This is a genomic window from Parasphingorhabdus sp., from assembly GCF_048269865.1.
Lineage (GTDB): Bacteria > Pseudomonadota > Alphaproteobacteria > Sphingomonadales > Sphingomonadaceae > Parasphingorhabdus.
On sequence record NZ_JBLWUA010000002.1, the window covers coordinates 227,630 to 239,714 of the forward strand.

12 protein-coding genes are annotated in these 12,085 nt (G+C 58.4%); 6 read left to right on the plus strand and 6 right to left on the minus strand.

Annotated features, from left to right (window positions below; genetic code table 11):
- Positions 1-214: 214 nt before the first annotated feature.
- On the minus strand, positions 215-1,966 hold the full coding sequence (locus ACN0WW_RS03335; protein WP_417609742.1) for a DUF885 domain-containing protein: 1,752 nt from the start codon (positions 1,964-1,966) through the stop codon (positions 215-217).
- A gap of 170 nt (positions 1,967-2,136) precedes the next feature.
- Between ACN0WW_RS03335 and ACN0WW_RS03340 the strand changes: the two genes are divergently transcribed.
- From ACN0WW_RS03340 to ACN0WW_RS03350, 3 genes are read left to right on the plus strand one after another with little or no spacing between them, the layout of a single operon-like run.
- Positions 2,137-3,399 carry an MFS transporter gene (locus ACN0WW_RS03340; protein WP_417609371.1) on the plus strand — a complete coding sequence of 421 codons (1,263 nt, stop codon included), beginning with the start codon at positions 2,137-2,139 and terminating at the stop codon, positions 3,397-3,399.
- Between the two features lie 24 nt (positions 3,400-3,423).
- A complete protein-coding gene (gene cysK / locus ACN0WW_RS03345) occupies positions 3,424-4,344 on the plus strand; it encodes a cysteine synthase A (RefSeq protein ID WP_417609373.1) in 921 nt (306 codons plus the stop codon).
- Complete coding sequence (locus ACN0WW_RS03350) at positions 4,341-5,081, plus strand: dienelactone hydrolase family protein (protein WP_417609375.1); 741 nt, start codon at positions 4,341-4,343, stop codon at positions 5,079-5,081. Before cysK ends, ACN0WW_RS03350 begins: the two co-directional genes overlap by 4 nt.
- A 33-nt stretch (positions 5,082-5,114) precedes the next feature.
- On the opposite strand, the gene ACN0WW_RS03355 is transcribed toward ACN0WW_RS03350, so the two are convergent.
- Positions 5,115-5,387, minus strand: coding sequence for a hypothetical protein (locus tag ACN0WW_RS03355; protein WP_417609377.1), 273 nt, complete (start codon positions 5,385-5,387; stop codon positions 5,115-5,117).
- Between the two features lie 270 nt (positions 5,388-5,657).
- Here ACN0WW_RS03355 and ACN0WW_RS03360 point away from each other — a divergent pair, with 270 nt between their 5' ends.
- A complete protein-coding gene (locus ACN0WW_RS03360; protein WP_417609379.1) occupies positions 5,658-6,446 on the plus strand; it encodes an aspartyl/asparaginyl beta-hydroxylase domain-containing protein in 789 nt (262 codons plus the stop codon).
- Positions 6,447-6,455: 9 nt separating this feature from the next.
- Here the strand turns inward: ACN0WW_RS03360 and ACN0WW_RS03365 are convergent, their stop codons facing one another.
- From ACN0WW_RS03365 to hisI, 4 genes are read right to left on the minus strand one after another with little or no spacing between them, the layout of a single operon-like run.
- Positions 6,456-8,258, minus strand: a complete 1,803-nt coding sequence (locus ACN0WW_RS03365; RefSeq protein WP_417609381.1) for an acyl-CoA dehydrogenase C-terminal domain-containing protein — start codon at positions 8,256-8,258, stop codon at positions 6,456-6,458.
- A gap of 53 nt (positions 8,259-8,311) precedes the next feature.
- Positions 8,312-8,749 (minus strand): MerR family transcriptional regulator, encoded by a 438-nt coding sequence (locus tag ACN0WW_RS03370; protein ID WP_417609744.1) that lies wholly within the window; start codon positions 8,747-8,749, stop codon positions 8,312-8,314.
- A 37-nt stretch (positions 8,750-8,786) separates the two neighbouring features.
- Complete coding sequence (locus ACN0WW_RS03375) at positions 8,787-9,311, minus strand: hypothetical protein (RefSeq protein WP_417609383.1); 525 nt, start codon at positions 9,309-9,311, stop codon at positions 8,787-8,789.
- A complete protein-coding gene (gene hisI / locus ACN0WW_RS03380) occupies positions 9,308-9,670 on the minus strand; it encodes a phosphoribosyl-AMP cyclohydrolase (RefSeq protein WP_417609746.1) in 363 nt (120 codons plus the stop codon). Before hisI ends, ACN0WW_RS03375 begins: the two co-directional genes overlap by 4 nt.
- Positions 9,671-9,855: 185 nt before the next feature.
- Here hisI and purF point away from each other — a divergent pair, with 185 nt between their 5' ends.
- On the plus strand, positions 9,856-11,379 hold the full coding sequence (gene purF / locus ACN0WW_RS03385) for an amidophosphoribosyltransferase (protein WP_417609385.1): 1,524 nt from the start codon (positions 9,856-9,858) through the stop codon (positions 11,377-11,379).
- Between the two features lie 2 nt (positions 11,380-11,381).
- A complete protein-coding gene (locus tag ACN0WW_RS03390; protein ID WP_417609387.1) occupies positions 11,382-12,083 on the plus strand; it encodes an SDR family NAD(P)-dependent oxidoreductase in 702 nt (233 codons plus the stop codon).
- Positions 12,084-12,085 lie beyond the last annotated feature (2 nt).

Sequence of the window (12,085 nt, forward strand, 5' to 3'; positions counted from 1 at the left end):
AATCATACTCCATCTGTTAATGAAATATTTACCATGGAATCCCGCAAAAGAACGCCCGATTTTCACCGCGTCCCGCAGCGGTACGGCAGCGCTGGAGATGTTAAGCAGCTGCGTTAAGAGACAGCGTTAACAGGCGTTATGGGACACCCACGCTGGCAGGTGCCCCATCTTCCTTACAGTAGATCGCTTCCCGCCTCGGGCAGCAAGAATATGCCTAGAAAACCGCTTTTGCCTCGGTCTCTTTCATCATCGCCTTGCGTACCAGCGGGATCGGCGGGCCACCATAGCTGAGGAACTCGTCATGAAATTCCTTCCAGCCAGCCGTTTCACCGCCCTCTTCGGCCTTCTGCTTCGCGAAATGGGCGTTGGTCCAGTCTTCCCGCAGCTTGCGGATCATCAGCTTGCCCATCGTATAGTTGAGATAGGCAGGATCGTACGTCCCGCGCGCCGCCTGCTGGTCGGCATTGCCTTCATCCTGATAGCATTGCTCCAGGAACATTTCCTTCGACTCGGCAACGGTCATGCCCTGCGAATGCAGGCCAATCGCCGAGAGGAAGCGGCAATCCCGCAGCAACGCATTGGAAAGCTGCCCGATATGGGTTTCCTGGTCGCCCTCATTGAGACCAGCCTCCCACATCATTTCCTCGCCATAATGCGCCCAGCCCTCGGCAAAGGCATAGCCGACGAACAATTTGCCGAAAATCGACTTGGCGCGGTTGCTGTGCAGGAAATTGAGGAAATGGCCGGGCCAGACTTCATGCACCGACGTGAACAACAGGTCCTTGGTACCCGGAATATAGGCTTCCCGCTTGGCTTCGTCCCACGAAGGATCGGGCGGCGAGATATAATAGACGCTCGGCAGGCCTTTTTCATACGGCCCGGGAATGTCGATATAGGCGCTGTTCTGCCGGTTATAGGGTGGCGATTCCTCAACCTGCGCCTGTTCGGTGCCGGGGATCGATACGATATCCTTTTCCACCAGAAACGCGCGCAGACCCGGCAATTGCAGGCGGGCTTCCTCGACCGGTCCGTCGGCGGGCTTGTCGCTGGCCATTTTTGCCATACAGTCGCCGATGCTCACACCCGGCGCAAATTCGCTGCACGCCTCGGCCAGCGCGTCTTGATTGCGCTTCAGATCGGCCCGACCGATCGCTTCCAGTTCGGCGAGCGGAATATTCACGCCTTCCGTCTTGCTCAACATCGCGGCGAATTTTTCGGCACCCAGAGCATAGCCGTCCTTGGTCGCCGGCACCGAACCGATATGACCGGCCAGATCCTTCATCGCCGCAGCGGCAGCGGCAGCCGCAACATCAAATTGCTGCTGCAAATCGGTGTCTTTCACCTCGGCAAAGGCCGCTTTTGCGTCGCCAGTGTAATAATCGGCAAACCCGCCAAAGCCGGCCTGGCCGAGCTTGACGTAAGTTTCGGGCAACGGCAATTGCAGATTGGCCTTTATCTGGGCAGCCGCAGCCGGAACGTTGTTCGCATATTTGATAAACGCCTTCATCCGCGTCTCGGCATCGGCATAGGGCCGCGCGATATAAACATTGGGATCCAGCGCACCGATGTAGAATTCCGGATTCTTGTGCGGCCAGTCGGCGGTTTCGAGCCAGAAAAGCTCACCCTCCATCACATTGACCAGATAGTCCCGCTCAAATTGCTCCGCTTCGCTCAGATCAGCGACGTCGATCGCCTGCGCGTCGGCTATCGCCTTTTTGCGCATGTCGATCATCTTGGTCAGGCCCTCGGCGCTCCAGTCCGGCAATTGACCGTCAAATTCATGCTTGCCCTGATAGATCGCAAATGTCGGATTGATCGGGAAATAGCCGTCCAGAAAATTTGAGAGATAACCGCCCCAGGCACTGCTGCTGTCAATTTGCATCGCGACCTTCGGCTCATCCTCGATCTTCTTGCATCCACTGACCGTCAGGGCGGCCAGCGAAACCGCCAGCATCAAATTGCGCATCTTCATCATTTTCTCCCGGGGAACCGTTGCATTGATAGTTTCTAACATTCACAATTTGCATGGTCGGCGACAGCTTGACCAGTATTATTCGACGAACCGCTTTCCACCAATCTACTAGGCCAAGAACGAATTGATTGCAGCCACTTGCCTGAATCGCTAGCAGATATGCCGTGATCGATCCTGCTCCACATCCCTTCTCCATCGCCAATTATCGCTACCTCTGGTTCTCGCGACTGGCTTCGATGTTCGCGCTCTACGCGATGATGCTGATTGTCGGCTGGCAGGCCTATAATCTGGCCCGCGAAGACATGGGGATCAGCGCATCGGCCGGGATATTGGGCCTACTCGGCTTGCTGCAGTTCGTTCCCCTGTTCATTTTGACGCCGCTGGTCGGATGGGTTGCCGATCATATGGACCGCCGCTGGATTGCGCGCGTTGTACTGGCCGCACAGGCGTTGATCGCGCTCACTCTCGGTTTGCTTACCGCAACCGGCGGCATCACCCTCTGGAACATTTATGTCATTGCCGTGCTGCTCGGTATCTGCCGTGCGTTTCTCGGGCCAGCGGTCACGTCCCTTGCGCCCAATCTCGTACCGAAAGCATCGATTCCCCGCGCCATTGCTCTCTCCACCATCGCCTGGCAGGTCGGGGTCATCGCCGGTCCAGGCATGGCCGGCCCCCTGTACAAGGTGGACGCGTCGCTGCCCTATTTTGTCTGTGCTGGCCTCTATGGGCTGGCAACCCTGGCGATTTTCCTGATCGGGCCAGTTCCGCGCCCTGAAACAGACCGGACAAAGGGACCCTTGCAGCAGGTGGGCGAAGGCTTGTCCTACGTCTGGACCAACAAGCTGGTGCTCGGCGCCATAACGCTGGATCTTCTGGTCATGTTCCTGGCTGGCGCGACCGCCATGATCCCGGTCTTTGCCAAAGACGTCCTGCACGCGGGTGAAATCGGCCTGTCGCTGCTCGCAGCCTCGCCGGCGGTTGGCGCTGTGATCGTTGCGGTCATCTTTTCCTTCGTCCCGCTCAGCAAGAATGTCGGCAACAGCATGCTGGTGGCGATGGCCGTTTTCGGACTGGGCACGATCGGTTTTGGATTTAGCAAAAATCTCTACCTGTCCATGGCCTGCCTCGGCATCTGCGGTGCGGCCGACATGTTCGGCGTCTATGTCCGCGGTTCGCTAATCCAGCTGCATACGCCCGATGCCAAACGCGGACGAGTGGGAGCCGTGAGCCAGATGACGATCAGCGCATCGAACGAACTGGGCGACGCCCTGTCCGGTGGCCTCGCCGTTTTGGTAGGACCAATTGCCGCCATTGTCGCAGGCGGCACCGGCGCTATAGTGGTGACAGGGCTTTGGTCACGGCTGTTTCCGGAGCTTGGCGCGGCCAAAACTTTTGATCCGCCGGAAGACCTCGAGCCGGAAAAATGAAAAAATAGACAGGAGTGCAGGATAATGATTGCCAATACTATTCTCGAAACCATTGGAAATACACCGCATATCAAGATGCAGCGCCTGTTCGGCGATGCAAATGTCTGGATCAAGTCAGAGCGTTCCAACCCGGGTGGATCCATCAAGGACCGAATCGGCCTTGCGATGATCGAGGCAGCCGAAAAGTCCGGCGAACTTAAGCCCGGCGGGACGATCATCGAGCCGACCTCCGGCAATACTGGCGTCGGTCTGGCGATGGTGGCCGCGGTCAAGGGCTATACGCTGGTGCTGGTCATGCCCGAGTCGATGTCGCTCGAACGCCGGCGGCTGATGCTCGCCTATGGCGCAACTTTCGATCTCAGCCCGAAAGAAAAGGGCATGAAGGGCGCGATCGAACGGGCGCAGGAACTGGTCGACCAGACACCCGGCGCCTGGATGCCACAACAATTCGAGAATCCCGCCAATTTCGAAGTGCACAAGCGCACCACGGCGATCGAAATCCTGAATGACTTCAAGGACAATCCGCTGGACGCGATCATCACCGGCGTCGGCACCGGCGGGCATATCACCGGCGTGGCAGAGGTGCTCAAGGAGCATTGGAGCCATCTGAAAGTCTATGCGGTTGAGCCGACCTCATCTCCGGTGATCAGCGGCGGCCAGCCCGGCCCCCACCCTATTCAGGGCATCGGCGCCGGCTTCATTCCCGGTAACCTGCACACCAAAAGCATCGACGGCGCGATCCAGGTCGAGCCTGCCAACGCCAAGGCGATGGCGCTGCGGGCGGCCAAGGAAGAAGGCATGCTGGTCGGCATTTCATCCGGTGCAACTCTGGCGGCCATTGCCCAGAAGCTGCCCGAACTGGGCGAAGGCGCGAAAGTGCTCGGCTTCAACTATGATACCGGCGAACGCTATCTGTCAGTTCCCGAGTTTCTTCCCGAAGAATGAGCTCGATCGAAGTCCAGCAGTTCACCTATCATCATGGTGATGTGGAGTTGGCAGGATATATGGCACAACCCAGTCGCTATCCACGCGCGGGTATATTGATTGTGCCAACGATAGCTGGCCCGACCAAGCTTATGTATGATCGCGCCCGCTGGCTGGCGTCGCTCGGCTATAGCGCGATGGTCTGTGACCTGTACGGAGCGGGTCCGCTCCAGGACATTCGCGAAGCCCGCCGACTGGCCGATGCCTTGCGCTCGGATGCGGAATATTATCGCGAGCGATTCCGCTGCGCGCTCGAAGAACTGCGCAGACGATCGAGGCTTGCCAACAACCGGATCGGCGCCATCGGCTATTGCATGGGCGGGGAAGTGGTTCTCGAAATGGCGCGTTCGGGTGAAGATATTGCCCTCGTGGTGAGCTTTCACGGACTGCTTGCTACCCCCCTCCCGGCGAAACGCGGCGTGATCAAATCGCGGATCCTGGTCTGCCACGGTCGGGCTGATCCGTTTGTTCCGCCAAAACAGATGCGGGCATTCCTGGAAGAGATGGATTTTGCAGGCGCCGATTGCCACGTGCATATCTATTCTGGCGTCCTGCACGGATTCACGGATATCAGCAACAATGCATCGTCGGTCGAACCGGTCCGCTATAACGCGTCGGCAGACCGGCAGAGCAAAGCGGCCATGCTCAGCATGTTCGATGAGGTGTTTGAAGTTAAAAAAACACCGGACCAATATTAGGCCCGGTGTTTCAGAGGTGACAATAAGCCGGGTCTAGTCCGGCTCACCGTCACCATCATCGTCGAGCAAATCCGGCGCACCGTCGCCATCGCTGTCCCAGGCATCAGCCTGCCCGTCACCGCTGCGATCCCAGCCATCCATTACCCCATCACCATCGGTATCGAGGGTCGGGGCGGGGATTTCGGGTTGCATCTCATCGGATGGTGAAGGTTCTGCGGCTTGGGCGGAGACTGATAGACCCAGTCCGACAACCATCAGAAAAGGCATCATGCGGCTGGCCCGCGTTACGCTTGTATTGGAATGCATTGCATATACTCCTTATGCTTCTCATTCCCCTGTCACCTGATCGTCTGACAGGTTCGCCTCAAAAGGTCTACCGTCCTTCGTCGGCCCGGGCGTGATAGCGGACAAACGGCGGTTTTCCGCCGTTTATCGGCAAATATACACCGTTCATCACGCTTCAGCTTTGCGCCGCGTTCGGCAGATTCCCGGCAACAGTTGGTCGAAATATCGTCACATTTCCGTGTATATTGAGAGACAAGGGTCGCGAAAGTTACAACTGGAAGGTTGCTTGCCATGACCACGCAAGATGCCCGGTCCGCCTTCGCAAAGGCGCCCACTCCATCCAAACGCCCGCTTGTCATCCGGATCGGCAAACGCCTGCGTGGTTCGCTCAATCGCCTGGCCACGGCCCAGTCGAAAATCGCGACCGGGCCAGTCATGTCTCCCGATGTGTTTCCTTGGACCGCTCGCCTGGCCGAACAGTGGCAGACCATCGCACAGGAAGCCGCATCAATCTTGCGCCACCGCGACGCTGTTCCACCGCTCAAGGACATATCGCCCGACCACGCGCGGATTGCCGGCGACGGCAACTGGCGCTCCTTCTTTCTGGTCGGCTATGGATATGAAGTCTCGGAAAATTGCGCACGTGCGCCGCAAACCGCTGCGCTGGTAAGGCAGATTCCGGATCTCAACTCCGCATTTTTCTCCATCCTGGAACCGGGTGCCGTGATTCCGCGCCATCGCGGCGTCACCCGCGGGCTGATCACCTGCCACCTTGGATTGCTGGTTCCCGATCAGCCGGAACAATGCGTGATGCAGGTCGAAAATACCGACCTGTTCTGGGAGGCCGGACGATGGCTGGTGTTCGACGACAGTCAGTATCACCAGGTACATAACAATACCGATCAACGGCGCGTGATTTTGCTGGTGCAGGTCAAAAGGCCGATGCGCTGGCTCGGCCGGATCACCAACGATCTCGCCTTATGGGCGATTCGCCGGTCACCCTTTGTCCAGGATGCCCGGCGAAATCTCGGTATGTGGGAAGAAGCCTACCGGCAGGCGGAACAGAACGAAACCGCCTGATGCGCCGGTTCAGGCGACGCCGAACATTTCCGGATCCAGTGCCATCATCGCATCGCTGCCGCCTTCGATCTTGCGGCGGAGGGATCCGGCATCCGGCATGAAGCGTTCTGCAAAATATTGCGCCGTCACCAGCTTGGCCTCGTAATATTTCGCATTGTCGGTGCCCGCATCCAGCGCCGCCTGAGCGGCTTCGCTCATCCGCAGCCACATCAGGCCAAGCGAAACGATGCCCATCAGATGCATATAATGGAAGGCGCCGGCACCCGCATTGTTCGGATTGGCCAGGCCATGCTGCATGAACCACATCGTGGCTTTCTGCAGTTCACCATTGGCCTTTTCGAGCGCTTCGGCAAATTTCGACAGCTTGTCATGTTCTTTGGCTTTGGCAATCTCGTCGGCGACCACCTTGAAAAAGGCCTGGATCGCCCGACCACCGTTCTGGCCCAGCTTGCGCCCGACCAGATCCATCGCCTGGATGCCGTTGGTGCCCTCATAAATCATCGCGATCCGGGCATCCCGCACGAACTGCTCCATGCCCCACTCGGTGATATAGCCGTGGCCACCATAGACTTGCTGTGATTCCGTGCAGATGTCATAGCCCTTTGCCGTGCCATAGCCCTTGATGACGGGCGTGAGCAGGCTAACCAGATCATTGGCGAATTGCCGCTCTTCCTCGGTCTCCGCCTTGTCGGCCAGATCGACCTGCAACGCACCCCAGAGCACCAGCGCGCGCATCGACTCGGTAAACGCCTTGCCGTCCATCAGCATCCGCCGGACATCGGGGTGGACGAACAGCGTATCCGCTTTTTCTTCCGGATCCTTGGCGCCAGTGAGCGCCCTGCCCTGACGGCGATCACCGGCATAGATCACCGCATTCTGATAGGCGATTTCGCCCTGGGCCAGACCCTGCAGGCCTACACCCAGCCGCGCCGCGTTCATCATGATGAACATCGCGCGCAAGCCTTTGTTCTCCTCGCCGACCATATAGCCGGTGGCGCCATCATAGTTCATCACGCAGGTGGCGTTGCCGTGAATGCCCATTTTCTCTTCGATCGAGCCACAGCTCACCTTGTTGCGCTCGCCCAGTGATCCGTCATCGTTGACCAGGAATTTGGGGACGATGAACAAAGATATGCCTTTTGAACTGTCCGGCGCGCCCGGCGTCTTCGCCAGCACCAGATGGATGATATTTTCTGCCAGATCATGCTCGCCGGCCGAGATGAAGATCTTCTGCCCGGTAATCGCATAATTGCCGTCCGCCGTCGGTTCCGCCTTGGTGCGGATCAGGCCCAGGTCGGTGCCGCAATGCGCTTCGGTCAGGTTCATCGTCCCGGTCCACTTGCCGGAAATCATCTGCGTGGCATATTTCTGCTTCTGCTCTTCGCTGCCTTCGGTCAGGATCGAGGCAATCGCGCCCTGGGTCAGGCCGGAATACATTTCCAGCGCCTGATTGGCAGACACCATGAATTCCATCACCGCATTGCCGACCACGCGCGGCAAGCCCTGGCCGCCGAATTCTTCGGGTGCCGACAAGGTCGTCCAGCCGCCGTCTGTCAGCTTTTGATAGGCTTCCTTGAACCCCTTGGGCGTGGTCACAGAACCATCTGGGTGACGGATACATCCTTCGGCGTCGCCCGACTGGTTGAGAGGGTGCAGCACTTCGGTCGAGAATCGTCCGGCTTCGGTGAGGATCGCGTCCACCATTTCCGGCGTCGCATTTTCAAAGCCGCTGACATTGGAATATTTTTCGAGATTGAGAACTTCGTTGAGAATGAACCGGACTTCGCCGATCGGAGCGGTATAACTGGGCATGATATTTTACTTTCTACTCAAAGGGGGAACCGGATCGAACCGGCATTGATCCTCTATTGCTGCTGCGCTTTTGCATCCGCCATGGCGGCCTGCACAGTCTTTATAAAACCGGTCAATTCCTTGATCGAACTGTCGATGTCGGCGCGCTGTTTCTTCAGCGTGTCGACCTTTTCCTGACATTTTTCGATGGTAACCTGCATCTGCGTCTGTCGACCATCACCCACATCATAGAGATCGATCATCTCGCGAATCTCGACCAGACTGAACCCGACATTCTTCGCGCGCATGATCCACGCAAGACGGGCCCGGTCGCGTTTGGTATAGACCCGCGACAATCCCTTGCGATCCGGAGCGATCAGCCCCTCGTCCTCATAGAAACGCAGAGCGCGGGCGGTAACGCCAAATTCTTCCGAGAGATCGGATATCGTGTAGGTTTCCCGATTCTTCAGATCCGGGGTATCAAGTTCGGCATGGCTTGGCGGCTTTGACATGCCCGTCATATAGCTTACGCTAACGTAAACGTCAATGCTAACCGCCGGGGCAGAGATTTTCGAAATCGCGGCCACTGGTCGACCGTGCAACCGCGTCGCCCTCGCCAATCATGTAGAAGCTGACCCCTTCGAAACCGGCCCGCCGGCTGCAATAGCTGGCACAGCCGTCGGGCAGTTCACCCGGCAATTCCAGCTCAACACCATCAAATCGGGCGGTGAAGCTGCATGTTTCTTTGCTGTTGAGCGTGATGCGAACTTTTTCGCCATCGCGCTCCGCTTCGCCCAGCCCCTCGCATTGGGTCCCCGGCCCGAACACCGCGATCATTCCGATCTGATAACCGTTTTCGTCATTGCCGACCGCGCAGAACCGGTCGGTTCCCAGATCGCTCCGTCTTTCAAAGGCACCGGACAGCGTCACATTGCGAACATCGGGTATCACCCCGGCATCGATCGCGGCCTGCTCAAGCGCAGAGATTTCCTCGGCCGGTTTTTCCGGATCAGCCTTTTCCTGTGCACAGGCGGCAAGCCCAAGCGCCAGCACCAATGGCCACAAGCGACTCAAGCAACCGGCTCCAGCCCGCCGTCGACGATTTTCCGGTAGAAGCAGCTGCGCTGGCCGGTATGGCACGCCGGACCTGCCGGGACCGCCTTGACCCACAAGGCGTCTTGGTCGCAATCAATCCGCAGCTCGGTGACGGTCAGGATATTGCCCGATGTCTCGCCTTTCTTCCACAGGCACTGGCGGCTGCGCGAATAGAAATGCGCCACACCGCTATCCTGGGTCAGTTGCAAGGCCTCGGCATTCATATGCGCCAGCATCAACAGCTCTCCCGACGAATCGTCAGTCACCACCGCAGTGATCAATCCGTTCGAATCATATTTTGGCTGAAGGACCGTTCCGGTCTCGCGATCATTGGCAATATTGGTCATGGCAGTGGACTAAGGCCCGATCCGGTCCCGCGCAACGGCTAAAGACGCAATGGTTCGCCCCTGTTGCTGCTGCTCGGCGTAATATTATGATTTTGTGACATTGGGGGCAGACAAAGCCCGGTTTCAAACCTATATGGCTGACATCCCCGCCGCACCACTGAATAGCCAGGTGATATATGCTGACAACCCACCCGTTTGATGACGACAAGCTACGGGAAGAGTGTGGCGTTTTCGGAGTAGCCGGAATTGAGGACGCAGCCGCCATGGTTGCGCTCGGCCTGCACGCACTGCAGCATCGCGGACAGGAAGCAGCCGGCATCACCTGCCGGAACGGCAAGGAATTCTACAGCCATCGCGCACTGGGTCCGGTCGCGGGCAATTTTGACAGCGAAGAGGTAATCCATCGCCTCCGCGGCGATTCGGCCTGCGGCCATGTCCGCTATTCGACGACCGGTGCCGGCACCTTGCGTAATATTCAGCCGCTGGAAGCAGACCTTGCATCCGGCGGTTTTGCTATTGCCCATAACGGCAATATCTCCAACGCGATGACGTTGCGCGATGAACTGGTGCGGCATGGTTCGATCTTCCAGTCAACCAGCGACACAGAGGTTATCATCCATCTGCTGGCGACCTCGAAATATCGCACCCTGCTCGACAAGTTCATCGACGCCCTGAAACAGGTCGAGGGCGCCTATTCGCTGATCTGCATGACCGCCGAAGGCATGATTGCCTGCCGCGATCCCCTCGGCATCCGGCCGTTGGTCATGGGACGGATCGGCGAAGCCTATGTTTTCTCTTCGGAAACGGTGGCTCTGGATCTGGTTGGCGCGGAATATGTCCGCAGCGTCGAACCCGGCGAACTGATCGTCGTGACCAACGGCGAATTGCGTTCGCACCGCCCGTTCGCCGATGCCAAGGCCCGCCCCTGCATCTTCGAACATGTTTATTTCTCCAGACCCGATTCGATCGTCGACGGCAAATCAGTCTATGGCGTGCGCAAGGGCATTGGCGCGCAACTGGCGACAGAAAGCCCGGTCGACGCCGATCTGGTGATCCCCGTTCCCGACAGCGGGACCCCGGCAGCCCTCGGTTTTGCCGAACAATCCGGCATTCCGTTCGAGCTGGGCATCATCCGTTCGCATTATATCGGCAGAACCTTCATCCAGCCGGGCGATGGCGTCCGCCATCTCGGCGTCAAGCTTAAGCACAACGCCAACCGCCCGCTGGTCAATGGCAAGAAAATTGTGCTGGTCGACGATTCGATCGTGCGCGGCACCACCAGCATGAAGATTGTGCAGATGATGCGCGAGGCAGGCGCGGCCGAAGTGCATATGCGGATCGCCAGCCCGCCGACCATGCACAGCTGCTTCTATGGTGTGAATACACCGAAGCGGGAAAAACTGCTCGCGGCCCAGAAATCGGTCGAACAGATGCGGGACTTCATTCAGGCTGACAGCCTGGCATTCGTGTCCATTGACGGCCTGTACCGGGCCGCCGGTGAGGACAATCGCCATGACATCCAGCCGCAATATTGCGACGCCTGCTTCACGGGCGCCTATCCGACCGCCCTCACCGACCGCGATGGTGAAGAAGAGCCTGATCAGCTGACCATGCTCAACGAACGGTCTGATTCCTCTGGTACCGCTCGCGACAATGAGCCTTCCGGTGATTTGCCGCGCCTCAAACAAACGGCGAATTGAATATGAAATTTGAAGGTCAACTGGCGCTCGTTACGGGCGCGAGCCGCGGCATCGGTGCGGCAACCGCCCTGGCACTGGCGAAAGAAGGCGCCCATGTCGTAATTACCGCGCGCAATGCCGATGGCCTGGAAAAAATCGAAGAACAGATTCATCAGGCCGGCGGCCATGCCACAATCGCCCCGCTCGATCTGACCGATGGCGACAGTATCGGGCGTCTGGCGACGGCGATTGCCAGCCGCTGGGAGGGTCTCGACATCTTGGTGCTCAACGCCGCGATGCTGGGGTCACTGGGCCCGGTTCCGGGCATTGACGGTCAGGAATTCAACAAGATCCTGACCCTCAACCTGATTGCACAGCAAGCGTTGATCGCAGGTTTTGATCCGATGCTGCGCAAAAGTGAGGACGCGCGGCTGCTGGCGATAACCAGCAGTGTCGGTCGCAAACCGCGCGCCTTTTGGGGCGCTTATGGGGCATCAAAAGCCGCGCTGGAGACACTTGTGTCCAGCTATGGTGAAGAAATGCGCAATTTGGGCAAGATTCGGACCGCAATTGTCGATCCCGGCCGCACCCGCACCGACATGCGCGCGCGCGCCTATCCCGGTGAAGATCCGGCCACCGTCAAACAGCCATCGGTCGTCGCAGACCGTCTGGTCGAAATACTCGCCAGCGACTTTGCCACCGGCGAGCGTTTCGAGATCAGCTAGCT

Bases quoted from the DNA above. Each gene is read 5' to 3' on its own strand.
- ACN0WW_RS03335 (WP_417609742.1), bottom strand. From the start codon at position 1,966: ATGCGCAATTTGATGCTGGCGGTTTCGCTGGCCGCCCTGACGGTCAGT.
- cysK (WP_417609373.1), top strand. From the start codon at position 3,424: ATGATTGCCAATACTATTCTCGAAACCATTGGAAATACACCGCATATC.
- ACN0WW_RS03350 (WP_417609375.1), top strand. From the start codon at position 4,341: ATGAGCTCGATCGAAGTCCAGCAGTTCACCTATCATCATGGTGATGTG.
- ACN0WW_RS03355 (WP_417609377.1), bottom strand. From the start codon at position 5,387: ATGCATTCCAATACAAGCGTAACGCGGGCCAGCCGCATGATGCCTTTT.
- ACN0WW_RS03360 (WP_417609379.1), top strand. From the start codon at position 5,658: ATGACCACGCAAGATGCCCGGTCCGCCTTCGCAAAGGCGCCCACTCCA.
- ACN0WW_RS03365 (WP_417609381.1), bottom strand. From the start codon at position 8,258: ATGCCCAGTTATACCGCTCCGATCGGCGAAGTCCGGTTCATTCTCAAC.
- ACN0WW_RS03370 (WP_417609744.1), bottom strand. From the start codon at position 8,749: ATGTCAAAGCCGCCAAGCCATGCCGAACTTGATACCCCGGATCTGAAG.
- purF (WP_417609385.1), top strand. From the start codon at position 9,856: ATGCTGACAACCCACCCGTTTGATGACGACAAGCTACGGGAAGAGTGT.
- ACN0WW_RS03390 (WP_417609387.1), top strand. From the start codon at position 11,382: ATGAAATTTGAAGGTCAACTGGCGCTCGTTACGGGCGCGAGCCGCGGC.